This window comes from Nocardioides marinus (assembly GCF_013408145.1).
Taxonomy (GTDB): domain Bacteria; phylum Actinomycetota; class Actinomycetes; order Propionibacteriales; family Nocardioidaceae; genus Nocardioides; species Nocardioides marinus.
The window spans coordinates 3,933,974-3,958,228 of the sequence record NZ_JACBZI010000001.1 but is presented as its reverse complement, the minus strand read 5'-3'; the positions used below and the strand labels follow the sequence as shown (position 1 = coordinate 3,958,228).

28 protein-coding genes and 3 tRNA genes are annotated in these 24,255 nt (G+C 72.9%); 16 read left to right on the top strand and 15 right to left on the bottom strand.

The annotated features are described in order from the left end of the window. Positions 1-29: 29 nt before the first annotated feature. The 3 genes from BKA05_RS18630 to BKA05_RS18620 all read right to left on the bottom strand — a co-directional run bounded on the left by BKA05_RS18630 (position 30) and on the right by BKA05_RS18620 (position 1,763). On the bottom strand, positions 30-422 hold the full coding sequence (locus tag BKA05_RS18630) for a hypothetical protein (protein WP_218842461.1): 393 nt from the start codon (positions 420-422) through the stop codon (positions 30-32). A gap of 63 nt (positions 423-485) precedes the next feature. Continuing rightward, positions 486-1,256 carry a hypothetical protein gene (locus BKA05_RS18625; protein ID WP_179532759.1) on the bottom strand — a complete coding sequence of 257 codons (771 nt, stop codon included), beginning with the start codon at positions 1,254-1,256 and terminating at the stop codon, positions 486-488. A gap of 42 nt (positions 1,257-1,298) precedes the next feature. Continuing rightward, positions 1,299-1,763: an SRPBCC domain-containing protein gene (locus BKA05_RS18620; RefSeq protein WP_179532758.1), complete on the bottom strand. Its 465-nt coding sequence runs from the start codon at positions 1,761-1,763 to the stop codon at positions 1,299-1,301. A gap of 146 nt (positions 1,764-1,909) precedes the next feature. Here BKA05_RS18620 and BKA05_RS18615 point away from each other — a divergent pair, with 146 nt between their 5' ends. From BKA05_RS18615 to BKA05_RS18575, 9 genes are all read left to right on the top strand, one after another. Then, the gene (locus BKA05_RS18615) at positions 1,910-2,737 is read left to right on the top strand and encodes an amidohydrolase family protein (RefSeq protein ID WP_179532757.1); all 828 of its coding nucleotides are present in this window, start codon (positions 1,910-1,912) and stop codon (positions 2,735-2,737) included. 101 nt (positions 2,738-2,838) lie between these two features. Next, positions 2,839-3,363 (top strand): MSMEG_0572/Sll0783 family nitrogen starvation response protein, encoded by a 525-nt coding sequence (locus BKA05_RS18610; RefSeq protein ID WP_179532756.1) that lies wholly within the window; start codon positions 2,839-2,841, stop codon positions 3,361-3,363. A gap of 67 nt (positions 3,364-3,430) precedes the next feature. Next, positions 3,431-4,471 carry an MSMEG_0568 family radical SAM protein gene (locus BKA05_RS18605; RefSeq protein ID WP_218842459.1) on the top strand — a complete coding sequence of 347 codons (1,041 nt, stop codon included), beginning with the start codon at positions 3,431-3,433 and terminating at the stop codon, positions 4,469-4,471. Position 4,472: 1 nt separating this feature from the next. Continuing rightward, on the top strand, positions 4,473-5,912 hold the full coding sequence (locus tag BKA05_RS18600) for an MSMEG_0567/sll0787 family protein (protein ID WP_179532754.1): 1,440 nt from the start codon (positions 4,473-4,475) through the stop codon (positions 5,910-5,912). Continuing rightward, the gene (locus BKA05_RS18595; RefSeq protein ID WP_179532753.1) at positions 5,909-6,826 is read left to right on the top strand and encodes a carbon-nitrogen hydrolase family protein; all 918 of its coding nucleotides are present in this window, start codon (positions 5,909-5,911) and stop codon (positions 6,824-6,826) included. The genes BKA05_RS18600 and BKA05_RS18595 overlap by 4 nt, the downstream gene beginning before the upstream one ends. Before the next feature lies 1 nt (position 6,827). Continuing rightward, entirely contained in the window at positions 6,828-7,118 is a 291-nt protein-coding gene (locus tag BKA05_RS18590) for an MSMEG_0570 family nitrogen starvation response protein (RefSeq protein ID WP_218843122.1), read from the top strand. Position 7,119: 1 nt separating this feature from the next. Further along, positions 7,120-8,508 carry an MSMEG_0569 family flavin-dependent oxidoreductase gene (locus BKA05_RS18585; RefSeq protein WP_179532751.1) on the top strand — a complete coding sequence of 463 codons (1,389 nt, stop codon included), beginning with the start codon at positions 7,120-7,122 and terminating at the stop codon, positions 8,506-8,508. Positions 8,509-8,527: 19 nt separating this feature from the next. Beyond that, positions 8,528-9,400, top strand: a complete 873-nt coding sequence (locus tag BKA05_RS18580) for a carbon-nitrogen hydrolase family protein (protein WP_179532750.1) — start codon at positions 8,528-8,530, stop codon at positions 9,398-9,400. Between the two features lie 3 nt (positions 9,401-9,403). Then, positions 9,404-10,513 (top strand): MSMEG_0565 family glycosyltransferase, encoded by a 1,110-nt coding sequence (locus BKA05_RS18575; RefSeq protein ID WP_179532749.1) that lies wholly within the window; start codon positions 9,404-9,406, stop codon positions 10,511-10,513. A 4-nt stretch (positions 10,514-10,517) separates the two neighbouring features. Here the strand turns inward: BKA05_RS18575 and BKA05_RS18570 are convergent, their stop codons facing one another. Then, entirely contained in the window at positions 10,518-11,579 is a 1,062-nt protein-coding gene (locus BKA05_RS18570) for a zinc-binding alcohol dehydrogenase family protein (RefSeq protein WP_281364591.1), read from the bottom strand. Between the two features lie 71 nt (positions 11,580-11,650). On the opposite strand from BKA05_RS18570, the gene BKA05_RS18565 reads away from it, so the two are divergent. Next, entirely contained in the window at positions 11,651-12,007 is a 357-nt protein-coding gene (locus BKA05_RS18565; protein ID WP_179532748.1) for a winged helix-turn-helix transcriptional regulator, read from the top strand. Positions 12,008-12,048: 41 nt separating this feature from the next. Here the strand turns inward: BKA05_RS18565 and BKA05_RS18560 are convergent, their stop codons facing one another. Then, the gene (locus BKA05_RS18560) at positions 12,049-12,510 is read right to left on the bottom strand and encodes a MarR family winged helix-turn-helix transcriptional regulator (protein WP_179532747.1); all 462 of its coding nucleotides are present in this window, start codon (positions 12,508-12,510) and stop codon (positions 12,049-12,051) included. A gap of 97 nt (positions 12,511-12,607) precedes the next feature. On the opposite strand from BKA05_RS18560, the gene BKA05_RS18555 reads away from it, so the two are divergent. After that, positions 12,608-13,558 (top strand): alpha/beta hydrolase, encoded by a 951-nt coding sequence (locus tag BKA05_RS18555; protein ID WP_179532746.1) that lies wholly within the window; start codon positions 12,608-12,610, stop codon positions 13,556-13,558. A gap of 122 nt (positions 13,559-13,680) precedes the next feature. Here BKA05_RS18555 and BKA05_RS18550 read toward each other — a convergent pair whose 3' ends face one another. The 4 genes from BKA05_RS18550 to BKA05_RS18535 all read right to left on the bottom strand — a co-directional run bounded on the left by BKA05_RS18550 (position 13,681) and on the right by BKA05_RS18535 (position 16,227). Beyond that, positions 13,681-14,073 carry a hypothetical protein gene (locus tag BKA05_RS18550; RefSeq protein ID WP_179532745.1) on the bottom strand — a complete coding sequence of 131 codons (393 nt, stop codon included), beginning with the start codon at positions 14,071-14,073 and terminating at the stop codon, positions 13,681-13,683. A 114-nt stretch (positions 14,074-14,187) separates the two neighbouring features. Then, the gene (locus tag BKA05_RS18545) at positions 14,188-15,057 is read right to left on the bottom strand and encodes an ATP-binding protein (protein ID WP_218842457.1); all 870 of its coding nucleotides are present in this window, start codon (positions 15,055-15,057) and stop codon (positions 14,188-14,190) included. A 217-nt stretch (positions 15,058-15,274) separates the two neighbouring features. Further along, on the bottom strand, positions 15,275-15,859 hold the full coding sequence (locus tag BKA05_RS18540; protein ID WP_179532743.1) for a suppressor of fused domain protein: 585 nt from the start codon (positions 15,857-15,859) through the stop codon (positions 15,275-15,277). Positions 15,860-16,154: 295 nt separating this feature from the next. Further along, positions 16,155-16,227, bottom strand: a tRNA-Arg gene (locus BKA05_RS18535). A 320-nt stretch (positions 16,228-16,547) separates the two neighbouring features. Between BKA05_RS18535 and BKA05_RS18530 the strand changes: the two genes are divergently transcribed. Next, entirely contained in the window at positions 16,548-18,368 is a 1,821-nt protein-coding gene (locus BKA05_RS18530; RefSeq protein ID WP_179532742.1) for a phosphoenolpyruvate carboxykinase (GTP), read from the top strand. A gap of 219 nt (positions 18,369-18,587) precedes the next feature. Continuing rightward, complete coding sequence (locus BKA05_RS18525; protein WP_343045757.1) at positions 18,588-19,610, top strand: LuxR family transcriptional regulator; 1,023 nt, start codon at positions 18,588-18,590, stop codon at positions 19,608-19,610. 35 nt (positions 19,611-19,645) lie between these two features. On the opposite strand, the gene BKA05_RS20130 is transcribed toward BKA05_RS18525, so the two are convergent. The 3 genes from BKA05_RS20130 to BKA05_RS18515 form a co-directional block, all read right to left on the bottom strand. Next, positions 19,646-19,777: a hypothetical protein gene (locus tag BKA05_RS20130; RefSeq protein WP_281364590.1), complete on the bottom strand. Its 132-nt coding sequence runs from the start codon at positions 19,775-19,777 to the stop codon at positions 19,646-19,648. A gap of 194 nt (positions 19,778-19,971) precedes the next feature. Further along, positions 19,972-20,062: transfer RNA gene (locus tag BKA05_RS18520), tRNA-Ser, on the bottom strand. An 81-nt stretch (positions 20,063-20,143) separates the two neighbouring features. After that, the gene (locus BKA05_RS18515; RefSeq protein WP_179532741.1) at positions 20,144-20,611 is read right to left on the bottom strand and encodes a hypothetical protein; all 468 of its coding nucleotides are present in this window, start codon (positions 20,609-20,611) and stop codon (positions 20,144-20,146) included. Between the two features lie 70 nt (positions 20,612-20,681). On the opposite strand from BKA05_RS18515, the gene BKA05_RS18510 reads away from it, so the two are divergent. Then, positions 20,682-20,769, top strand: a tRNA-Ser gene (locus BKA05_RS18510). Between the two features lie 38 nt (positions 20,770-20,807). Here the strand turns inward: BKA05_RS18510 and BKA05_RS18505 are convergent. The 3 genes from BKA05_RS18505 to BKA05_RS18495 form a co-directional block, all read right to left on the bottom strand. After that, on the bottom strand, positions 20,808-21,038 hold the full coding sequence (locus tag BKA05_RS18505) for a biotin/lipoyl-binding carrier protein (protein ID WP_298756963.1): 231 nt from the start codon (positions 21,036-21,038) through the stop codon (positions 20,808-20,810). 65 nt (positions 21,039-21,103) lie between these two features. Continuing rightward, the gene (locus BKA05_RS18500; RefSeq protein ID WP_179532740.1) at positions 21,104-22,450 is read right to left on the bottom strand and encodes a PT domain-containing protein; all 1,347 of its coding nucleotides are present in this window, start codon (positions 22,448-22,450) and stop codon (positions 21,104-21,106) included. An 11-nt stretch (positions 22,451-22,461) separates the two neighbouring features. Then, complete coding sequence (locus BKA05_RS18495; protein ID WP_179532739.1) at positions 22,462-23,232, bottom strand: carbon-nitrogen hydrolase family protein; 771 nt, start codon at positions 23,230-23,232, stop codon at positions 22,462-22,464. A 47-nt stretch (positions 23,233-23,279) separates the two neighbouring features. On the opposite strand from BKA05_RS18495, the gene mobA reads away from it, so the two are divergent. Both mobA and BKA05_RS18485 read left to right on the top strand, forming a co-directional pair. After that, positions 23,280-23,861 (top strand): molybdenum cofactor guanylyltransferase, encoded by a 582-nt coding sequence (mobA, locus tag BKA05_RS18490; protein ID WP_343045756.1) that lies wholly within the window; start codon positions 23,280-23,282, stop codon positions 23,859-23,861. Between the two features lie 52 nt (positions 23,862-23,913). Beyond that, the gene (locus BKA05_RS18485; RefSeq protein WP_179532738.1) at positions 23,914-24,252 is read left to right on the top strand and encodes a DUF6457 domain-containing protein; all 339 of its coding nucleotides are present in this window, start codon (positions 23,914-23,916) and stop codon (positions 24,250-24,252) included. Positions 24,253-24,255 lie beyond the last annotated feature (3 nt).

Genomic DNA, 24,255 nt, shown 5'->3' with positions numbered 1-24,255 from the left:
ACCCCTCCTCCGGGTGGTCCGCCGGCCGGCTACCCGGTCCGGGCCTGCAGCACCTGCAGGAACCCGGCCGGGTCCTGCACCGTCAGGGTCGCGCCGGGGTGGCGCAGCCGGCCGGTCGGGTCGAGGGTCTTCACCGGCTCGTGGAACAGCACGCAGACCCCGCCGGCCCCGGTCGTCGCGAAGCTGACCCCCTTGTCGACCAGCGACAGGTGCGGCGGCCCCGCGGTGCGGTACCAACGGAACGGCCCGGGCGACGGCTGCGCCGAGGCGACGTTGTCCAGCGGCGTACGCAGCCGCCAGGGGCCGTAGCGCACCCGCAGCTCGGTCTCGTCGACCTCCACCCACGCGGTGCGTGGGGTGATGCCGAGGGCCAGGGCGGGCAGCCGGTACGCCGGCGCGAACTCGAAGTCGAAGCGGGTCACCTCCACCAGGGTGCCCCCGCCCCGCAGGCATCACACCCGCCCGGTCGGGTGCCCGGTCGGGGGTCAGGCCTGCTGGCGCAACCGCCGCTCGGCCCGGGAGGTCCCGATCTCGGAGCGCCTCGCCGGGTCGGCCGCCCAGTCCTGGAGCACCCCCAGCAGCCACGGCGAGTGCGGCTCGACCGCCCGCGAGTCCACCTCGACCCGCCCGGGTACCGGCCGCGGGCGGCGCGGCCACACGTGCGGCAGCCGACGGCCGGTCCAGCTGGTCGCGGCGGAGTAGCCGCTGACCGTCAGCACCGCCCTGCCGTGGCGCAGGTCCAGCCCGACCCGCTCGACGTCGTCCCAGGCGATGCCGGTCTCGGTGGCCCACGACCTGACGGTGAGCCGCTCGCGGTCGGCGACCACCTCGGCGCCGCGCGCGAGCGCCAGCAGCGAGTCGACGAGGACGAGGCCGAAGAGCAGGACGAACGGGACCCCCAGCACGAGGGCGGCGCCCACGTTGCCGGCGGCCACGCCGAAGGCCGTGCCCAGCACCGCGACGAGGGTCAGCCAGCCGGTGCCCCATACGGCGGCGTACGCCGGCACCCGGTCGTAGCCGACCACCGTGGCGTCCCCGCGGGTGCTCACCCGGTCGCCCCGGCGCGGGGAGCCGGACCACTCACGGGCCGCGAGGAGGGCGTTGCCGAGCAGCCCGACCCCGACGATCGCCACGCACACCCGGGCCTGCCAGGGCCAGGCGGTGAGGACTCCGGTCGCGAGCACGAAGAGACCGACGAGGACGTTGATGGCGGTCACCACGACGACTCGCCGGGTCCTGGGTCGCGGGTCGCTCACGCTCCCTGTGTTGCCGGGTCTGCCGCTCGGCAAATCCTGCGCCTAGAGCGACTCGGCGCGCTCCTTCAGCGCCTGCGCGTGCCGGCGGAAGCCGTCCTCGACGCGTGCGGGGCCGGCGAGCCGCACCAGCGGACCGGAGAACCGCTCGACCGTGTCGTAGACCGTCGGCCCGCCGAGGGCCTGCGTGAGCCGCTGGTCGCGCACCCCTTGGACGAGTCGCAGCTTCGCCGGGAGGCCCTCGTAGCGGTAGGCCAGCAGCGCTCGGCGCACCCCGTCCTCGCCGGTGGTCGGGACGTCCAGCGCGGTGATGCGCTCCGGCGACGTGGCGGTCGAGCCGTTCGCGAAGCGCACGTGCAGGGTGATCGGCTCACCGACCCGAGGGGCCGCGCAGTCGGCCCGCAGCACGAACGGGTTCCACTCGCCGTACGACGCCGTGTCGAGCATGACCTCCCAGACCCGGTCCAGGGGCGCGTCGATCTCGATGCGGGCGTGGGGGTTCCGCGGCATGGGAGCCATGGTGCCCGACCCGCGACATCGGCCCGTCACGCAGGCGGCCGGCAGGCCCGTCGGGGTAACGGCGAACTTACACACCGGGTAGCACCCCGTATTCCTGCCGGAACCAACCTGAAACACCCGGCGAGTGGACTTCTTCCATGCCCACCGCCGCCCACGACGCCCACCGGCACATCGGCCGGCTGCCGTCGTACCCCTTCTACGGCGGCCCGCCGATCAGCCCCGACACCACCGCCCGCGAGACCGTCGCCGAGCTCTACGACGACCTCGACGCCGAGCGCACCGAGCGTGCGCTGGTGCTGCCGAACTACGGCGTCCCCGACCCCGACGTCGCCTTCGGCCTCAACCACCTGGCCCTCGAGGCGGCGCAGGCCGACGACCGGGTCCGCTGCGGGCTGTGGGTCTCGCCCAAGGGCAGCGACCACGACCGCAACACCGCCTCGCTGGCGCTGGCCGGCGAGGAGGGGGTCGCGGCGCTGAAGACCAGCTTCCTGCTCGGCGGCGCCGTCGACGCCGACGACTCCGTCGAGGAGCTGGAGCGGATCTTCACGACCGCCGCCGAGAAGGGGCTGGTCGTGCACGTGCACACCTCCCCCGGCGCCGCCAGCGACGTCGACCAGATCGGCAAGCTCGTCGAGGCCTACGGTGCGACGACCCGCATCCACCTCGTGCACCTCGGGGGCGGCATGAGCGGGCACATGAAGCTGATCGGCGGCCGCTTCTTCGACTGGATCGAGCGCGGCCTGCAGGTCTACACCGACACCTCCTGGGCCATCGGCTTCGCGCCGGCGTGGCTGTGCCAGGAGATCCAGCGTCGCGGCATCGGCCACGACCGCGTGCTCTTCGCGACCGACACCCCCTGGGGCGACCACGCCGGCGAGCACGCCCGGCTGGCCGCCGCCACCGACGACCCCGAGCTCACCGACGCGCTCTTCCGGGGCAACTTCGAGGCCCTCTACGGGTCCTGAAGGCAGGACCGGCACCACCCGACCAGCACCACCTGCTCAGCACCACCGACCAGCACCACCTGCTGCGCCACCCCACCCTCGAGAGACACCAGGAGATGCACATGTCCGTGTTCGACGACGAGATCCTCGCCGCGATGGAGAAGTCCAAGGCCGAGATCCCCCACCCCTCCCAGGGCAAGGGCACCAACCTCTACGGCTCCACCAAGCTCTTCCCCGACTACCAGGCCAGCGAGGGCCAGGCCTGGCTCACCCTCGTCCACGGCATCCCGCACGAGTCCTCGGTGTCGTTCGTGGCCGTCCTCCAGACGACCCGGGCGCTGCGCAAGGGCTTCGACGCCACGCTCTACTTCTACGGCCCCGGCGCGCTGGCCTGTGCCGACACCCGTGGCTTCCCGACGACCGGCGACGTCGCCTTCCCCGGCAACCAGAACATGAACGACGCCATCAAGACCTTCATCTCCGAGGGCGGCACCGTGCTGTGCTGCCGGTTCGGCATGGCCCTGCACGGCCAGCGCGAGGAGGACCTCATCGAGGGCGTCATCCCCTGCCACCCGCTCGACGTCCAGGACGCGGTGATCCACTTCGCCAACAAGGGCGCGATCATCAACTCCGTCTACAACCTCTGAGGCGCTGACCGAGATGGCCGCGCCGACCAGCACCACCAGCCCTGACCGCACTGCCAGCGTCACCCGCGTGGACCTGGCGATCCAGGGGATCCGGCTCGCCGACGCGCCGGTCTCCCGCCGGGCCGGAGCCGGACCGAGCGACGACGGGCACCTGCTGCTCGACGGAGTCGGCGCGGCCATCCCCCTCAACCCCCGCAGCCCCTACACCCTGGCCGGCGGCAAGCTCCTGCTCGACGGCGCCGACACCGGGCTGGGCGTGGAGACGATCTCCCGCCCGCGCTTCTACGACCTCACCACCGCCGACGGGGTCCCCTACGAGCAGATCGCCCGGCTGCACTCGGCGCGCGTGCTGGCGACGACGGTCGTGCAGACCTGCGTGCGCTACGACGAGGACCAGCGCTGCCGGTTCTGCGCCATCGAGGAGTCGCTGCGCCAGGGCTCCACGATCGCGGTGAAGTCGCCCGCACAGATCGCGGAGGTCGCCAAGGCCGCCCACGACCTCGACGGCATCACCCAGATGGTGATGACGACCGGCACCTCCAACGGTCGCGACCGCGGCGCCACCCACCTCGCCCGCTGCGTCCGCGCCGTCCGCGAGGTGCTCCCCGACCTGCCGATCCAGGTGCAGTGCGAGCCGCCGGGCGACCTGGCCACGATCCAGGAGCTGTACGACGCGGGCGCCCGCTCCATCGGCATCCACGTCGAGTCGCTCGACGACGACGTGCGCCGCCGCTGGATGCCCGGCAAGGGCTCGGTCCCCATGAGCGAGTACCGCGCCGCCTGGGCCGAGGCCGTCCGTGTCTTCGGCTGGAACGAGGTCTCCACCTACCTCCTCCTCGGTCTCGGCGAGGACCCCGACGAGACCGTGGCCGCGGCCACCGAGCTGATCGAGATGGGCGTCTACCCCTTCGTGGTGCCCTTCCGCCCGCTGGCCGGCACGCTGGCCACCGACGTGGACCGGGTCCCGGCACCCGACGCGCGGATGGTCGCCTCGGTCACCGCCCGTGTGGGCGCGGCGCTGCGCCGCGCCGGGATGCTCGGCGCCGCCCAGTCCGCCGGCTGCGCGGCGTGCGGTGCCTGCTCGGCGCTCTCCTGCGAGGGGGCCTGAGATGACCCTCGACGTCTCGGTCCTCACCGGCCCGCTGCGCGGGACCGGGCACGACCGGCACACCGACGCGTCGTACGTCGTCGTGGAGGCTGGGCCGCGCGAGCTGGCCGGCTACCGGCGGCTGCGGCACGACGTCTTCGTCACCGAGCAGGGTCTCTTCGCAGGCTCCGACGCCGACGCCGTCGACGACGACCCGCGCACCGTGGTGCTCGTGGCGCTGGCCGGCGACGGCGAGCTGCTCGGCGGTGTGCGCATCCATCCGGCACCGGGAGCCGATGGATCGCCGCCGCTGCGCGACCTGGGCTGGTGGCGGGGCAGCCGGCTGGCGGTCGCCTCGGACGCGCGGCTGCACCTCGGGGTCGGCGCCGCGCTGGTGCGGGCGGCCTGCGCCCGGGCCGAGACGCAGGGCGCGCTCCGCTTCGACGCCGAGGTCCAGGCCCAGCGCCGCCGGCTCTTCGAGCGGCTGGGCTGGAGCGTGCGCCACGAGACCCTGCGGCACGGTCACCCGCACCTGGTCGTGGACTTCCCGATCAGCCGCATCCAGCGGTTGGTCGACGCGACCAAGGCACCGCTCGGGCTGCTGCTCGACGAGCTCGCCACCGGCACTCCGCGCGGCTTCGTCGGCGACGACGCCGCACCGGTGCCGGGCAGCGAGATGGTCGCCGCCTGCGACGCGATCCTGCCCGCCATGGTCGAGCGCGACCCGGAGTGGGCGGGGTGGTGCAGCGTGCTGGTCAACCTCAACGACCTCGCGGCCATGGGCGCGACTCCCGTCGGGCTCCTCGACGCGGTCGGCGCCCGCGACGCCTCCTTCGCGCGTCGGGTCCTGCGCGGCCTCACCGATGCCGCCGCGGCCTGGGGCGTGCCCGTCCTGGGCGGGCACACGCAGCTCGGGGTCCCTGGCCAGCTCGCGGTCACGGCGCTGGGGCGCACGTCCGCCCCGGTGCCCGGTGGTGGGGGCCGCGCGGGTCATCGGCTGCGGGTGACCGCCGACCTCGGCGGCGGCTGGCGTCGCGGCTACACCGGCGCCCAGTGGGACTCCACCTCGCACCGGACGCCCGAGCAGCTGCGCTCGCAGATGACGGTCGTCCCCGCCCTCGCCCCGACGGCCGCCAAGGACGTCTCCATGAGCGGCCTGGTGGGCAGCACCGGGATGCTCGCCGAGGCCAGCGGGTGCCGGGCGGTCCTCGACGTCGGCGCGGTCCCCGCACCGGCGGCGGCCGGGACCGCCGACTGGCTCACCTGCTTCCCCGGCTTCGCCATCGTCTCGGCCGAGGACGGCAGCCCGGGCACCCCCGACACCAGCCTGCTGCCGCACCACCTCTCCACCGCCGTGTGCGGCCACCTCGAGTCCGGCTCGGGCGTCGGCCTGCGCTGGCCCGACGGCGTCGTCACCGACGCCGTCACCTCCACCGTCACCGGAATGGGAACCGCCTCATGACCAGCACGTCCACCACCACGCCCGGCACCGCACCGGGCACCGCCGTCGCCGCAGCCTGCGCCGGCTTCGGCCGCGACGTCGAGGACAACCTCGCCCAGATCGGCCGGCTCGTCGCGGACGCCCGCGCCCGCGGGGTCGGCCTGCTCGCGCTGCCCGAGGCCTGTCTCGGCGGGTACCTCTCGGTCCTCGGCGCCGGCCGCGACGGCAGCCACGACGAGCAGCCCGAGGACCTGCCCCCCGTCATGGACCTCGACGGCCCCGAGCTGCGGCGCGTCGCCGAGATCGCGCGGGAGATGACCGTGGTCGTCGGCCTGTGCGAGTCCGACGGCACCGATCGCTACAACACCGCCGCCGTCGTCACCGGCGACGGCGTGCTGGGCGCGCACCGCAAGGTGCACCAGCCCCTGGGCGAGTCGCTGTTCTACTCGGCCGGCTCGGACTTCGCCTGCGTGGACACTCCGATGGGTCGCCTGGGCACGCTGATCTGCTACGACAAGGCCTTCCCCGAGGCCGCTCGTGCGCTGGCCGTCGACGGTGCCGAGGTCATCGCCTGCATCTCCGCGTGGCCCGCGTCGCGCACCGCCAGCGCCGCCTCGCTCGCCGAGGACCGCTGGACCCAGCGCTTCAACCTCTTCGACGCCGCCCGTGCCCTGGAGAACCAGGTCGTCTGGCTGGCCGCCAACCAGCAGGGCACCTTCGGCAAGCTCCGCTTCGTCGCCCACGCCAAGGTCGTCGGCCCCGGCGGCGACGTGCTGGCGAGCACCGGGACCGAGGCCGGCCTCGCGGTCGCCGAGCTGGACGTACCGGCCGCGCTCGAGACCGCCCGGCGCGCGATGTTCCACCTGCGCGACCGTCGCCCCGAGACGTACGCCGCCGTCACCGCCGCGCCGATGGCAGGAGCCGTCCGTGCCTGAGATGACCTTCTCCGTGCGCTGGCCCGATGGCCGCGTGGTCGACCACTACTCGCCGTCGCTGGTGGTCCACGACCACCTCACCGCCGGGACCACCTACCCGGTCGGCGACTTCCGCGAGCGGGCCGCCACCGCCCTCGGCATCGCCAGCGAGCGCGTGCGCGCCCGGTTCGGATTCGCCTGCACCTCCGCGGCCGCGACGCTCGCCGACATCGACGCGCTCGCCGCGTCCTGTCCCGACGCGTCCACCGTGACCGTCATCCGCCTCCACCCACCCCTGCCTCAGGAGTCCTGAGATGTCCGCACCCACCTCTGCCCCGGTCCCCCGCTCGGAGCCGCCCACTCTCCGCCGCACGCGGGTCGTCGTCGTCGGCGGCGGCCAGGCCGGCCTGTCGACCAGCTGGTTCCTGGTCCGCGACGGCGTCGACCACGTCGTGCTCGAGGCCGGCACCGCCGGCCACGAGTGGGCCGACACCCGCTGGGACGCCTTCACCCTGGTCACCCCCAACTGGCACTGCCGACTGCCCGGCTACGCCTACGCCGGCCCCGACCCGGACGGGTTCATGACCCGCGACCAGGTCGTGGAGTGGCTGGGCGGCTACGCCCCGACCTTCGGGCCGCCGCTGCGCGAGCACACGCGGGTCACCTCGCTCACCGAGTCCGGCGACGGCGGGTTCGTCGTCGAGGCGACCGGCCCCGACGGGCCGGAGACCTGGCACGCCGAAGCCGTCGTGGTGTGCACCGGCGGCTACCACCTGCCGATCGTGCCGCCCTGGGCCCCGGCACTGTCGCCGACCATCACCCAGCTCCACTCCGCCGACTACCGCTCCCCGGACCAGCTCCCCGACGGTGAAGTGCTGGTGGTCGGCTCCGGCCAGTCCGGTGCCCAGATCGCCGAGGACCTGCACCTGGCCGGGCGCCGGATCCACCTCGCCCTCGGCGACGCCCCGCGGGTGGCGCGCTTCCACCGCGGCCGCGACTGCATGACCTGGCTGGCGGAGATGGGTCTCTACGACACCGGCGTCGCGCAGTACCCCGGCGGCGCGACGGCACGCGAGAAGACCAACCACTACGTCACCGGCCGCGACGGCGGCCGCGACATCGACCTGCGCCAGTTCGCCCGGGAGGGGATGGCCCTCTACGGGCTGCTCGAGGGCGTCGCGCCCGGCGGCACCGAGCTGGCCTTCCGCCCGACCATGCGTGCGGCGCTGGACGCCGCGGACGACGTGTACCGCTCGATCTGCCGCGACATCGACCGCTGGATCGACGCCCACGGCGTGGACGCGCCGCCGGCTCCGGCGTACGAGCCCGTGTGGGAGCCGGACGCCGACCCGACCACGCTCGACCTCACCGCGGCCGGCGTCACCAGCGTCGTGTGGGCCATCGGCTACCGGCCCGACTACCGCTGGGTGCGCGCCGGGGTCTTCGACGGCTCCGGCCGCCCGACCCACACCCGTGGCGTCACGTCGGTGCCGGGGTTGTACTTCCTGGGGCTGCCGTGGCTGCACACGTGGGGCTCGGGGCGCTTCCTCGGCATCGCCGCGGACGCCGAGCACGTCACCGGCCACCTCACCGGGCGCACCGGGCCGGCGCTGACGGAGTCCGCAGCCGCGCTGGCGCGCCGGGTCTCGCCGGGGCCCATCCCCGCGGCGCTCACCGCATCCTCCGTCGCGCTGGTCGGCTAGCCGGATAGGTCGGTCGGCTGTGGGAGTCCTGCGCATCGGCGCCGTCGCCGCGCACTTCGGCCGTGACATCGAGCGCTCCCTGGCCAAGCTCGCCGGCATCGTCGCCGATGCCCGGGCCGCCGGCGTGCAGCTGCTGGTGCTGCCGGACGCCACGCTGGGCGGCTACCTGTCGGACCTGCGGCGTCCCGACCCCACGAGCCTGCCGCCGGGCCTGTGCGAGGACTCCTCGGAGATCGAGCGGGTGCGCGCGCTGGCCGGCGACATGGTGCTGGCGCTGGGCTACACCGAGGAGACGGTCGTCGACGGCGAGCACCGCCTCTTCAACACCGCGGTCTGCCTCGACGGCTCCGGCGTGCTGGGGCGGCACCGCAAGGTGCACCGACCCGCCGGCGAGTCCCTCGTGTACGACGCCGGCGACTCCTTCAGCGCGTTCGACACCCCGCTGGGCCGGCTCGGCATGCTCATCGACTACGACAAGACCTTCCCCGAGGCCGCCCGGACGCTGGCGATGGACGGGGCGACGGTGCTGGCCTGCCTGTCGGCCTGGCCGGCGTCGGTCACCGACCGCGCCTCGCGGCTGCCCCAGGACCGCCAGTCACGGCTCTTCGACCTCTACGACTGCGCGCGCGCCGCGGAGAACCAGGTCGTGTGGGTCTCCTCCAACCAGACCGGTGTGATGGGCGGCCTGCGCTTCCTCGGGCAGGCCAAGGTGGTGGGCCCCGGCGGTGACGTGCTCGCGCGCACCTCCTCCAAGGGCGGGCTGGCCGTCGCCGAGCTCGACCCCGAGGTCGAGGTCGCCCGTGCGCGCCGGGTCCTGCACCACCTCGCCGAGCGCACCCCCGAGGCCTACGTGGCGCTCCGGGCCGCCGACGCCGACGTCCCCGGGGCCTGACCCGTGCGGATCGCCCTGCTGACCTACTCCACCAAGCCCCGCGGTGGCGTGGTGCACACGCTCGCGCTCGCCGAGGCGCTGGCCGCGCTGGGCGAGAGCGTCGACGTCTGGACGCTGGGACGGGGCGGGGACACGACGTTCTTCCGGGCCGTCGACCCGCGGGTGGGCGTGCGCGCCGTGCCCTTCCCCGAGGTCGAGGGCGAGGACGTCGGGCAGCGCATCGTGCGCTCGATCGAGGTGCTGCGCGCGGCCTTCGCGGCCGACCGGGAACGCTACGACGTCGTGCACGCGCAGGACTGCATCAGCGCCAACGCCGCCCTGCCCTGCGTGCGCACCATCCACCACCTCGACACGTTCACGACGCCCGCACTCGTGGCCTGCCACGAGCGGGCGGTCCTCGAGCCGAGCACCCGGGTCTGCGTGTCGGCCGCGGTGGCCGAAGAGGTGCGCCAGGGCTGGGGGCTCGAGCCGATCGTCATCCCCAACGGGGTCGACGCCGCACGCTTCGCCGCGGCCGCGACCGACCACGAGGGACGGGCGGAGTGGCGCGAGCGCATCGGTGCGCCGTACGTCCTGGCGCTGGGCGGGATCGAGCCGCGCAAGGGCACCCTGGACCTGCTCGAGGCCTACGCCGCGATGGTCCGCTCCCAGCCCGACCCCGCCCACGTGCGACTGGTGCTCGGCGGCGGGGAGACGCTCTTCGACTACCGCGACTACCGCGCGGCCTTCGACGCCCGCGCCGCCGAGCTGGCCGAGGAGCTCGGAACGCAGCCGCTGGTGCTGGGACCCGTCGAGGACACGGCGCTGCCGTCGCTGGTGGCCGAGGCGTCGGCGCTCGGGTTCGTCTCCACCAAGGAGGGCTTCGGGCTCGCCGCGATGGAGGCGCTGGCCGCCGGGGTGCCCGTGGTCGCCCGCGACCTGCCGGTGCTGCGCGAGGTCCTGGGCACGACCGTGTCCTTCGCCGCCGACGTCCCCTCGATCGCGGGCGCACTCGCCGCGGCGCTGCGCGCGCCCGGCGACCCTGCCCCGGGGCGGGCCCTGGCCGGGTCCTACACCTGGGAGCGGGCCGCGCGGGCGCACGTCGCGCTCTACCGCGAGGTCGCCGGCGCCTGAGGCGTCACCGGGCGGCGACCACGACCTTGCCGATGGTGCGGCCACTCTCGACCTGCCGGTGCGCGGCACGGAGCTGCTCGGCGTCGATGGGTCGCAGGACGGTGGTGGCGGTGCTGCGGACCCGACCCTCGTCGACCAGGGCGGCGACGTCGGTCAGCAGGCGGTGCTGGGCGAGCTGGCCGTCGCCGCCGGCGATGGGACGGGTGAACATCAGCTCCCAGTGGAAGCTGATCGACTTCGACTTCAGGAAGGCGATGTCGAGGGTCTCGGGGTCGTCGATGGCCACGATCTGGCCGAAGGGGTTGAGCACGTCGACGTACAGCTCGAGCTGGCCCGGGTCGGCGACGCGGGCGGTGAACACCCAGTCGACGCCGTCGGGGGCAGCGGCGGCAATCTGGCCGCGCAGGTCGCCGGCGCGGTGGTTGACCGTGGCCTCCGCGCCGAGACCACACACCCACGCCTCGGACTCCTCGGTCGAGCTGGTGGCCACGACACGTACTCCGGGCAGCAGCGCCTCGGCCAGCTGCAGCACCATCGAGCCGACCCCACCGCTGGCGCCGACGACCAGGAGCGTGCCGGTGCTGGCCTCGGTGAGGCGGAGCTTGTCGAAGAGGCCCTCCCACGCGGTGATCGCCGTGAGCGGCAGGGCCGCTGCGTCGGCGAAGGAGAGGCTGCGCGGCTTGCGGGCCACGATCCGCTCGTCGACCACGTGGAGCTCGGCGTTGGTGCCCGGGCGCAGGATGTCGCCGGCGTACCAGACCTCGTCGCCGGGCTGGAAGAGCGTGACGTCCTCGCCGACCTCGACGACGACGCCGGCGGCGTCGAAGCCGAGGACCCGGGCGCCGTCGGGGTCGCCGCCGCCACGGACCTTGACGTCGACGGGGTTCACCGAGACCGCGCGGACCTCGACGAGGAGGTCGCGGGCGCCGGGGACGGGGCGGGGCAGCTCGACGTCGACCTGGCTGGCCGGGTCCTCGACGGGGAGGCTGCGGGTGAAGGCGACGGCCCGCATCGTGGCGGTGGTCGGCGGGTCGGACGGGGCAGTGGCGTGGATGTCAGTGGTCATGCCTCGAGCATGAGAGATGGGTACTAGTTACCGTCAAGGGCATCTGGTTCCCTAGGGGTACTATTGCGCTCATGAGCGCCTCCACCCATCTCCCCGACAGCTGCGGACCGGGCGACGTCTACACGGCGATGTGCCCGTGCCGCGACATGCTCGACCTGCTCGCCAACAAGTGGAGCGCGCTGGCGATCGGGGCGCTCGAGGACGGTCCGCAGCGCTTCGGCGAGCTGCGTCGCCAGCTCCAGGGCATCAGCCCCAAGGTGCTGTCCGCGAGCCTGAAGCGGCTCGAGGAGCACGACCTCGTGATCCGCACGGTCTACGCCGAGGTGCCGCCTCGCGTGGAGTACGCCCTGACCGACCTCGGCCGCAGCGCCGCCGTCCCCCTCGCCGCGCTGCGCGACTGGGTCGAGGACAACGTCACCACCCACTGAATCACTGAGGCACTGGGCCCCGCGGCAAGGAGGGGGGTCGCTCAGTCGGCCGCGCCTCCACGCGCCCTGGCCGTGACCCTGCGCAGCACCCGGTGCAGCTCCTCGGCCTGCCGCGCGGTCAGGCCCAGCGCCTCGGTGATGGCCGCACGGATGCGCGGGGCCTCCGCGCGCAGGCGGTCGCCGTCGTCGGTCAGCGCCACCTCGACCTGACGCTCGTCCTGAGCGCTGCGGACCCGGCGTACCAGGCCGTGGGACTCCAGCCGTTTCACCAGCGGGCTGATCGTGCCGTAGTCCATCTCGAGACGCTCCACGATCGCCCCGATGGGCTGGGGCCCGCGCTCCCAGAGGACCGTCAGCACGAGGTACTGCGGATAGGTGAGGCCCAGGGGCTCCAGCAGCGGTCGGTACACCGCGGTCATCGCCCGCGAGGCGGCGTGCAGGTCGAAGCAGACCATCTCCTCGAGCAGGTCCTGGGACACGGCATCCGACGGCTCCTCACCCATACCGGGAATCTATCGGGTCGACCCTGGGTTCACTATTCCATCGCGCACAATTCAAATGTGCTCGATGCTTCCTCACCCACCTCACCCAGGAGTCCCCATGAACCACGTGCTCGAGCCGGCCGCCCAGGCCTTCGCCGACGCCACCGCCCAGCCCCCGTTCCTCTACGAGATCGGTCCCGAGGCCGCCCGCGCCGTCCTCGACGACGTCCAGGCCCAGCCCATCGACCTGCCCGAGGTACACGAGGCGTGGACCACCGTCCCGGCCGAGGTCGGTGACGTCCGGGTCCGGATCGTCACCCCGCCGGCGGCCACCACCCCGCTGCCGGCGGTCCTCTACGTCCACGGCGGCGGCTGGGTGCTCGGCAACGCCGGCACCCACGACCGCCTCGTCCGCGAGCTCGCCCTCGGCGCCGAGGTCGCGGTCGTCTTCGTGGAGTACGACCGCTCCCCCGAGGCGCGCTACCCCGTCGCCGTCGAGCAGGCGTACGCCGCTGCCCGCTGGATCACCACCGACGGCGCCTCCTTCGGCATCGACCCCACCCGCATCGCCGTGGCCGGCGACTCCGTCGGCGGCAACATGGCCGCCGTCCTGACCCTGCTGGCCAAGGAGCGCGGGGACGTCACGTTCCGCCACCAGTCGCTCTACTACCCCGTCACCGACGCCGGGCAGGACACCGACAGCTATCGCGAGTTCGCCGACGGCCCGTTCCTCACCGCCAAGGCGATGGCGTGGTTCTGGGACTCCTACCTGCCTGAGGCCGACGCGCGGGACGACATCACCGTCTCCCCGCTGCGCGCCACGCTCGAGCAGCTCGCGGGGCTCCCCGAGGCGCTGGTGATCACCGACGAGCAGGACGTGCTGCGCGACGAGGGCGAGGCCTACGCCCGTAAGCTGCTCGCCGCCGGCGTGCCCACCACGAGCATCCGCTACAACGGCATCCTGCACGACTTCGTGATGCTCAACCCGCTACGCGACACCGCCGCCGCCACCGCCGCCATCGGCCAGGCGATCGGCTCCCTGCGGGCGGCCCTGCACTCCGCGGTCTGAACCCGCACCGCACGACGCCGCAGGTCGAGATCGGCCTGCGGCGTCGTCGTTCCGGTGGCAGTCAGCGCGTGGCTCCTCGCCTGAGCCGCCGGGCCCACCCGGACCCTCTCGCCGGACCCCGCTCACGACGACGTCCCCGCGACCCTCCGGCGACTCCACTTGAGCCACGCCAAGCTCAGGTTCAGCCCCACCATGGCGGAGAGCGGCAGCCAGCCGAACACGACGAGCAATTCCTCGGCCCCCGAGTCCCGGACCGCCAGCGGCAGGAGCAGCGCGGCGCCCACTGCCAGCGCCGCGACGGCGGGGGCCGGACGCGATCGCTCGTCCAGCTTCCGCCTGCCCCACAGGACACCGACGCCCACCCCCACGACGTGGAGCGGGACCAGGACGGGCAGCGAGTCGCGAAGGAGCTCGCGCACCGGCGGGTTGGCGAGGATCAGGAGGACGAAGAAGGCGTAGAGGGACAGCACCAGGAACACGCGTAGGACATGCCCTTGCCAGGAGACGTCCTGCACTTCGAACTCCTTCGTTGACGACCGGGGCTGGAAGGCCTGCCCCGCGGGGTGGTGGGCGCTTCCCGTGCGGGGCCACCGGACTGTGCCTATGACGGCGTAGCAGCGCGTGGCCCGTCAGGGGCCGAAGCATCCGATGGGGATCACGTGGACACCGTCGGGTCGGCGGCCGCCGGCACCTGTGGAGGTGATGACTCCGAGGCAGGCGGGTTCGTGGTGCCGGTCGGTGTCGACGTTGCTGGCGAACTTGAGCAGGGATGCGGCTCCCGCGTCCACGTCGCGTGGGTTGAGCTTGATCTCGAAGGCTGCCCACTTGTTGTCGCGAGCGGTCAGCACGGCGTCGACCTCGTTGCCGTTCTCGTCTCGCCAGGAGTCGACACGACCGCGATGGAGCTGTGCGTAGATGCGGAGGTCACGGATGGCGAGGGCCTCGAAGTGGAGACCCAGCGCCTGCGGGTCCGCCTTGAGCTCGGCGCTGCCGATGTTCAGTGCGGCCGGCCCGATCGAGGGATCCACGAAGTACCGCACCGGCGCGGTGCGCAGACGAGCTCGCGAGCGCATGTGGGGCCGCCAGGCCGCGGAGTCGTCGGTGAGCCAGAGGCGGGTGAGTGCACCGAGGTAGCCGGTGAGCGTCTCGTAGGCGATCGGCCTTCCCTCGCCGCCCACGTCCTTGGCCAGATCGTTCAGCTTGACCGGCTGCCCCACGCCGTGGGCGAGGGATTCGAGCAGGCGGCGCAGGTTGCCGGGGTTGCGGCGATGGCCCATCTCCGCGATGTCCACCTCCACGACGTGGCGCAGGTAGTCCGCAAGCCAGTCGCGAGCGAAGTCCTCATCGGCCCCGAGCAGCTCCGGCCAGCCGCCGGCGACGATGCGGCGCAACAGGTCCTCGAAGGTCAGGTGCGTGCCCAGACCCTTCTGTGACTCACCGTCCAACAGACTGGCCAGCGACATCTCCCCGGTCGAGTCGCCGGACTCGAACAGACTCATCGGGCGCATCTGCATGACCGAGAACCGTCCGGTTCCCGAGTGACGAGTCGCAGTTGCAAGTCGAACTTTTGCGGGGCATGAATTCGAAGATTCACGGAGCGAAGTGCCGCCCGGTCCCCGCAGCACGTGTCAGGTTCACCGACGGCGGCGACTCGGGACCCTTCGACCGACGGCGGCAGTGGCGGCCGATAGATCTCCGGCCCCTTTCGCCTCCTCCTCAGACAACTGATGGTCGAAACAGGTCGTAGTGTGCGACGCCACCAGACTCGAGCGCCCTCTCGAGTTCGAAGAACCCCTGGCGCCGAAGCAGGTCCCACTCTGAATCCGTGATCGGCACCCCTTGGAGCGGATGAAGGTCCTGAGCGACTCCTTCGACTGCGAGAGGTGTCAGTCCGTCGTAGTCGAACGGCTCCACCCACATGATGTGCTTGGTGCTCGCTGTCGGCAGGTAGTCGACGACGAGATGGGGAAAGACGACCCCCGGAGCGGCAAGCCATCCGTCCTTGGAGACGTTGAAGGCCGAAGTCGCGACCACGTTCCCTAGTTCGGGCACGTCACGAGGGCCGACGATCATCAACTCGACTCGTATGTCACGCCCGTCCAACCAATTCTCCACGGCGTGCAACGAGGCCGTCATGTAGGTCACCAGATCCGGGTGGGGGCTGCCCTCCGCCTCGACAATGGCGACTACGTTCTGTTCGTTGTCGCCGTAGTAGGCACGAACCTGGCTCTCGCCGCGGAGTCGGGCCTGCAGAGCCGTCGACACTGCACGACGCGTGGGTGGCAAGCTTGGCTTGATCAAGGACCTCTCCTTGATGCGAGCGGTTCGAAAGTGAGAGTTCTGGCCGGTAACGGCTCGGGTGGTTGGGTTCATCGAGGAACCGCCCTCTTCACGGGCCAGCTTCGAGCACCTTCCAGGCCCGATTCGGTACCCCTGGAGGCCGCCTCGGTGGCGCCCTCTTCGGGAGCAACTGTGCCCGTACTGTGCCCGCAACCGGGTCCGGGCACAGAGGTTGCGGATTCAACGGCAGGTTCCGGCGACCTCGGAAACGACAAAACCGCAGGTCGGCGGGCTGACCTGCGGCTTGATCGATCTGCGCGCCTGTAGGGATTCGAACCCCAAACCTTCTGATCCGTAGTCAGATGCTCTATCCGTTGAGCTACAGGCGCCCATCGTCCCGGGGTGGCCGCGACGACTGGTCGATACTAGCGAACGGGGGACGAGGAGCCGAATCGGCGGGTCGCGGGGACCGCTGGGGTGGGTGGTCTCGACGCTCGCTCGTCGCTGGCGCTCCTCGCTGCTCGACCACCGAGAGGTCGCGCGGCGTACGGGGCTGTGACCTGCCCCACGACCCTTGGCTCGATCCAATATGCGGACACCGATGTCCGGATTAGGGTCGCCGCACCGTGTGCGTGGCTGGCAACGACGCCTACTCCCCACGTCGTCCACCTTCTCAGGCAAGCATGCCGGCGAGACCCGAAGAGGCCCCATGACCCTCACGTCCATCGACCTCAGCACTGCCCCCACGACGCACGAGGGGATCCTCGCCTTCGTCCGCGAGGTCGCCGAGCTCACCCAGCCCGACGCCATCCACTGGTGCACCGGCTCCGACGAGGAGTGGACGATGCTGACCGAGGCCCTCGAGGGCACCGGCACGTTCACCCGCCTCGACCCGGCCAAGAAGCCGAACTCCTTCTACGCCGCCAGCGACCCGATCGACGTCGCGCGCGTCGAGGACCGCACCTACATCTGCTCGGTGGACGAGAAGGACTGCGGGCCCACCAACAACTGGATGGACCCCGAGCAGATGAAGGGGATCATGCGGGGCCTCTACGAGGGCTGCATGCGGGGCCGGACGATGTTCGTCATCCCGTTCGTCATGGGCCACCTCGAGGCCGAGCGCCCGATGTTCGGCGTCGAGCTCACCGACTCCGCCTACGTCACCGTCTCCATGCGCGTCATGGCCCGCATGGGCTCCGCGGTCCTGGACAAGATGACCGAGACCGACGCCGACTTCGTCCAGGCGATCCACTCCGTCGGCCACCCGCTGGCCGAGGGCGAGGCCGACGTCGCGTGGCCGTGCAACGACACCAAGTATATCGTGCAGTTCCCCGAGGAGCGGGCCATCTGGTCCTTCGGCTCCGGCTACGGCGGCAACGCCCTGCTCGGCAAGAAGTGCTACGCCCTGCGCATCGCCTCGGTCATGGCCCGCGACGAGGGCTGGCTCGCCGAGCACATGCTCATCCTCAAGCTCACCAGCCCGCAGGGCGTCGTGAAGTACGTCGCCGCCGCGTTCCCCTCCGCGTGCGGCAAGACCAACCTGGCGATGCTCAAGCCGACCATCCCCGGCTGGAAGGTCGAGTCCATCGGCGACGACATCGCCTGGATGCGCATCGGTGAGGACGGCCGCCTGTGGGCGGTCAACCCCGAGTACGGCTTCTTCGGTGTCGCCCCCGGCACCAACGAGCACACCAACCCGCACGCGATGGCCACCATCAACAAGGGCAACTCGGTGTTCACCAACGTCGCCCTCACCGAGGACGGCGACGTGTGGTGGGAGGGCCTGGAGAACCCGCCGGCCAAGGCGACCTCCTGGAAGGGCGAGCCCTGGACGCCGGAGTCCGAGGAGCTCTCCAGCCACCCCAACAGCCGCTACTGCACCCCGATCAAGCAGTGCGACATCCTCGCGCCGGAGTTCGACGACCCGCGCGGCGTCCCGATCGACGCGATCCTCTTCGGCGGCCGCCGCAAGACGACCGTCCCGCTGCTCTTCGAGGCCCGCGACTGGACCCACGGCACCTTCCTCGGCGCCACGCTCTCCTCGGAGACCACCGCCGCCGCGATCGGCGCCACCGGCGTCGTGCGCCGCGACCCGATGGCCATGCTGCCCTTCATCGGCTACAACGCCGGTGACTACTTCGGCCACTGGATCAACATCGGCAAGGACAACGACGAGTCCAAGCTGCCGAAGATCTTCTACGTCAACTGGTTCCGCCGCGACGAGGACGGCGGCTTCCTGTGGCCCGGCTTCGGCGAGAACAGCCGCGTCCTGAAGTGGGTCGTCGAGCGCCTCGACGGCCAGGCCGCCGCGGTCGAGACCCCCATCGGCCACGTGCCGGCCCCGGGCTCGCTGGACGTCGAGGGCCTCGACATGACCGACGAGGCGCTGGCCGCCGCGCTCCACGTGGACGTGGAGGAGTGGAAGGCCGAGATCCCGCAGATCCAGGAGTGGTTCGACAAGTTCGGCGACGACCTGCCCGCCGTCCTCTGGACCGAGCTCGACGGCCTCAAGGCGCGCCTGGGTCTCTGAGTTCCGCCTGATCATCGCGTCGAGCCCGTCCCGGTACGCCGGGGCGGGCTCGCTGCGTCGTACGGGGTGGTGGTCTCGACGCCCGCTCGCTGGCGCTCGCTGCTCGACCACCGACAGAGGCCTTGCTGCTCGACCACCGGAGGGCCAGAGGCGGTGCGACCGATTGCAGGAATGTGCAACGATCGGCCCCACTCGGGGCACGACGGAGGATCGGAGGGCGTGGTGGCGACGTACGGTCCCGACCAGCGCGCGCTGCTGGAGTCTGCCGGGGTGGAGCTGTTCGAGCGGGTGCTCGCCGAGGACGGGATCGCCGTCGACGACGAGCGCATCGCCGAGGACGGCGCCGACCGTGAGGCGTTCGACCTGCTCGTCGAGCTGGGCCTGCTGCTGCTCGACCCCGAGGCCGGCACCTGGCTGCCCGAGGACCCCGCCACCGCCCAGTCGCGCGTCGTCTCACCGCTGACCAGCGAGAGCGTGCGTCTGTTGCAGGAGTCCGGTGACTGGGCGCGCGCCTTCGGCAGCGTCACCGCCACCTGGCGCCGCGCGCCGCGCTCGGATGCTCGCGGCCCCTTCACCTACCTGCGCGACGAGGCGATCGGGAAGTTCCTCGCCGGCGTCGTCGCCGAGGTCGAGACCGAGATCCTCACCGCCCAGCCGCAGGCCGGGCGCGACGCCCAGACACTCGCCGCCGCCGCGCTGCGCGACGTCGCGGCCCTCGAGCGCGGCGTCAAGATCCGCACGCTCTACCAGCACTCGGCGCGACGCTCCTCGGTCACGCACAAGTACGTCGCCGACGTGACCGCGCGCGGTGCCGAGGTCCGCACGCTCGATGAGTTCTTCAACCGGATGATCATCGTCGACCGCCGGGTCGCGCTGATCCCCGGCGCCGAGGACCTCCGCGTCGCGGTGGCGGTGCGCGAGCCGTCGATCATCGCCTACCTCGTCGACGTCTTCGAGCGCGCGTGGGAGCGCGGACGACCGTTCGAGAACCGCGAGAGCTCGATGCTCAAGGACATCGCGGTCGAGCAGCGGGCGATGACGATCCGCATGCTCATCGAGGGGCACGCCGACCCGGTGTCGGCGAAGCGGCTGGGCGTCAGCCCCCGCACGTACGCCGGCTACGTCGCCGACCTCAAGGAGGAGTACGAGGCGGAGACCCGCTTCCAGCTGGGCTACACGATGGGGCGGATGGGCCTCACCGGGAACGAACGCCCCGGCGAGGGACCCACCTCCGCAGAGTGAGCCTGGCTGTGGGTGCCGGGCTCAGGGTGCCGGGCTCAGGGTGCCGGGCGGCAGAAGCCGCCGCAGCCCCAGCTGGTGTCGGCCTGGGCGGGAGCGGCCACCCCGAGGACGCCGACGGACATGATGGCGGAGGCCAGCACGACCGCGGCCCTACGCATGATCTTCATCAGTGAGAGTTCCCCTCATCGAGTGGGGGCCCACGCAATGGCCCCGTGGCTCATTGTGTGTCGCCACCGGGCCCGGCAAACACCGTGGCACTGCCTCACAAATCTGCATTGCAGGAACCTGCAGACCGGCGCGCGACCTCGCGGACCCGGGCAGACGTCTCGGCCCCCGTCCGGGGGACGGGGGCCGAGGCCGGCGGAGGCGGAGGGATTTGAACCCTCGATGGGGTTGTAGCCCCAAACCCGCTTAGCAGGCGGGCGCCATAGACCTGACTAGGCGACGCCTCCATGCAGCCCCGACAGGCTACAAGGAGCGGTGCGCGGGCGCCGAATCGCCCTCGCCCAGCGGGCAGGAGAGCCGCCGGGCGCTCAGGAGAGCGGCTTGAGCTTCTGGCCGGCCGCCAGCCGGCGCTGCATCTCGCGGACGAAGTCCTCGCGGTCCACGGCCAGCGCCTGGACCGGCAGCGTGGTGCGGGTGCCGTCCTTGAGGTGCAGCACGAAGCAGGGGATGCCGTTCGGGCTGGCGGTGGCGGCCTGGGAGACGTCGGTCCAGCGGGCGGCACGGGTGCCGGCGCCGCGGACCAGGCGGACGGCGTACCCGTCCTCGTCGACGCGCAGCACCCAGGCCCGGGCGCGCATCCACCAGCCGAGGGTGAGCACCGCGGCCAGTCCGACGGCGATGCCGAGCACCAGCAGGTCCGGCGGGAGACCGGCCGCGGCGACCAGCGCGGTCAGCCCCAGCACCAGCAGCGCGAGCAGCACCAGCGCCGGGCCCATCAGCCGCGCCGCCATCGTCGGGGCGAGGCGGTAGACGTGCGGGGTGGGGAGGCCGGACATGCCCCCATCCTCTCAACCCGGCCCCGTCGCCTACGATCGCACCCAGCCCTCGGCTGCGGTCGACGGCGATGGAGGGGTGCCGGAGTGGCCGATCGGAACCGCCTTGAAAGCGGTCGTAGCGAGAGCTACCGCGGGTTCGAATCCCGCCCCCTCTGCCAGGAGCCCCGCTGGATCCAGGCTGGACCCGGCATGGGTGTCAGACGGTGAGGGCGAGCAGCACGTCGCCCTCCTGCACCACGTCGCCGGTGGCGACCTTGACCGCGGTGACGGTGCCGGCGCGCTCGGCGATGACGGGGATCTCCATCTTCATCGACTCCAGCAGCGCGACCGTGTCGCCCACGGCCACGTGGTCGCCGGGGGCGACGGAGACGCTCATGACGTTGGCGACCATGTCGGCCACCACCTCGATCACCTGTTCGCGGGGCACGGATCGACCGTAGTCGTTACCGGTGCGTACCCCGAGTCGAGCGGGTCCGTGGGCTCGGGGACCCGCTACAGCAGGGCGGCGGTGCGCCGCGGCTCGGGGCGTACGGCGCTGGCCTGCTCGTCGCGGCGGGCGCGACGCCCACGGGAGCCGGTGAGCGCCAGGTCGACCCGGATCACCACGAGCCCGATCAGCAGCCCGATCAGCAGGCCGTAGCCCACCGACAGGCCGCTCTCGAGCAGCGCCACCGACGGGTCGACCAGCGCGTTGGCGATCGAGACGGTGCCGGCGGCGCCGAACGCGCAGACCCACCAGCCCTGGCGGCGCCGGGCACGCATGTGGCAGCCCCAGGCGAGGGCGGGGACCCCGAGGATCGTCTCGAGGGGGCGCGGGAAGGCGCCGAGGTTCTCCCGCGACCAGCGCACCCCGTCGAGCAGGGTGGTCACGACGTCGCCGGGGCCGTACTCGCGCAGCAGCTCGGCGTACCCGACGAAGACCAGCAGCACGACGCCACCGCCGATGGTGGCGATCAGGCCGCGGCGGCCCAGCCCGTGCAGGCCGGCGCCGAGGCGGTGGACGAGCAGGAACGCCCCGGCGAGCGCGAGGCCGAGGGTGGCGTACTGGAAGCGCACGACGGTCAGCGCCGGCTCGAAGCCCACCGTCGCGAACGCACCCACCGAGGCGATCACGACCGCCACGGCGCACTCGCGTGCCGCCTCCCGGAACCGCTTGGCCGGCACGGTCATCATCACCGCCAGCACCGCCGCGAGCGCGCAGGTCATCACCGCGGCCCCGGTGCGGCCGCGGTCGTCGTCGAGCAGCAGCACCGCCACGCCGACCAGCAGCGTCAGGGCACCGAAGACACCGGGGCGGCCGCCGGTGCGGGCGGCCAGCGCCCAGACGTAGGAGGTCGCCACCGCGACCGACCCGGCGCCGCCGAGCCAGGCGGGGCCGACCGGCACGACCCCGGCGACGAGCAGCCCGAGGCCGAGGCAGAACAGCACCCACCAGGACACGTGCGGCACCCTCGAGCCGCCCAGCGCCACCGCACGGGCGCGCCAGCGCTCGAGGCGGCCGGCGTCGGCCGACGCCCCGCTCGGCTCCTCGGCCGGGGTGGGCACGGCACCGTCGGGCGTGACCGTGACGGGCCGGCTGGCGGGCTGGTTGGCGGGCTGGCTGACGGGCTGGCCGGTGGGCTCCGCGGGGGGCTGCGTCGCGGGTCGGGTCAGGGGCCGCGCGGGGGACGGCGCGGGGATCTCCGCGCGGCCGGTGGCAGGTGCCTCGGTCGGCCCCTCTGTCGGCCTCTCGGTCGGCCCGGCGCCCGGCGTGGTCGCCGGCGTGGTGGTGCGCTCGGACCGCGGGCGACGGGACCGCCGCGGCTTCTCCGCGCGACGTCGGGGGGCGGCTCGGGACACGGCGCTCGAGCCTACAGCCGGCGGTTGGTCAGCGAGGGGTTGGTCCGGCGGGCCTCGAGCAGCCGCTCGCGGCTCACCACGGCCCGCACCGTCCCCGGCCCGTCACCGGCCTCCGCGAGCACGTCACCGAGGGGGTCGACGACCATCGAGTGCCCGCTGTAGCGGGGGCCGGGCTGGGCCGCGGCGGCGACGTGCACGGTGTTCTCGATGGCGCGGGCGCGCAGCAGCGTGCGCCAGTGGTCGACCTTGCGCTCGCCGGCCACCCACGCCGCCGGCACGACCAGCAGCTCGGCGCCGGCGTCGACCAGGGCCCGCGCCATCTCGGGGAAGCGCAGGTCGTAGCAGGTCATCAGTCCCACCGTGACCCCGCCGACGTCGACGGTCACCGGCTCCGGCGCACCCGGGCTGAGCCGGTCGGACTCGCGGTAGCCGAAGGAGTCGTAGAGGTGGATCTTGCGGTACGACGCCCGCGACCGCCCCCGCACCAGCAGCGTGTTGAACGGGCGACCCGGGTCGCCGCTGCGCTCGAAGGACCCGGCCACGACCGTGGTCCCGCGCAGCTCGGCCACCCGCGTCAGCTCGGTGTCGAAGGGCCCACCGACCTCCTCGGCGAACCCGCTGACGTCCTCCCCCGGCGACCCGAAGTCGCGGGCGAAGGCCTCCGGCAGCACCACGAGGTCGGCGTCGTCGGGCACCAGGTCGGCCAGCCGCGAGCGGTTGACGTCGGGGTCGAGGTCGGCGGCCTCCTGGACCAGCGCGAGCCGCAGCGTGACGTCACTCATGCCCTCCACCCTGCCACCTCGGGCCAGGACTCTGTGAGAGTGAGGACGTGGTCGACGCCCCTTCCTGCCCTCCCCTCGACGCGTTCGCCGCCGTGGTCCTCGCGGGTGGCACCGCCGCCCGGATGGGCGGCATCGACAAGGCCTCGGTCGAGCTGCACGGGCGCACCCTGCTGGCCCGCGCCCTGGAGGCCGTCATCGACGCCCGCGAGGTCGTGGTCGTCGGCGAGGAGGTCCCCACGGACCGACCGGTCACGTTCGTCCTGGAAGACCCGCGGCACGGCGGCCCCGTCGCCGGGCTGCTGACCGGCCTGGACTCGCTGCTGCGCCCGCCGCCGCTGCTGGCCGTCCTCGCCGTGGACATGCCCCTGGTCACCGCGGCGACCTTCGACCGGCTCCGTGCCGGCATCGGCGACACCGACGGCGCCCGCCTCGTGGACCCCGACGGCCGGCACCCGCTCGCGCTGGTGCTGCGGACCGACCGGCTCAGCGGCGTACGACCCGACCGGGAGGGGCAGCACGGGATGGCGCTGCGTGCGCTGCTCGCGCCGCTCACGCTGACCGAGGTGCCGACCGCGGGCGACGAGCACCGCGACGTCGACACCTGGGAGGACCTGCGGGACCTGTCCTGAGCCAGCCGCAGCGGGGTTGTCGCGGCGGGCGCACGCGCGGATAGTGGGCCTCGTGAACCTCCACGACTGGATCGACGAGCTCTGCGACGTGCTGGACCTCGACGCCGAGGTCGACGAGGGGCTGGTGCTGGACCTGGCGCGGGTGGCCGCGCACCAGGTGGTCCGCCCGGCCGCTCCCATCTCGACCTTCCTGCTCGGGCTGGCCGCGGGCCGTCAGGGCGCCGGGCCCGAGGAGGTCGAGGAGCTGGCGGCCCGCGCGCGGGCGCTCGCCGAGGCCTGGGACCGTCCGGCCGGCGCGCCGGACCCCGAGGCGGCCGGAGCCGAGGTCGAGGTGCCGGACGACCGGGGGGTCGACCACACCGCCGACCTGCGGGAGTTCGAGGACGCCTGAGTC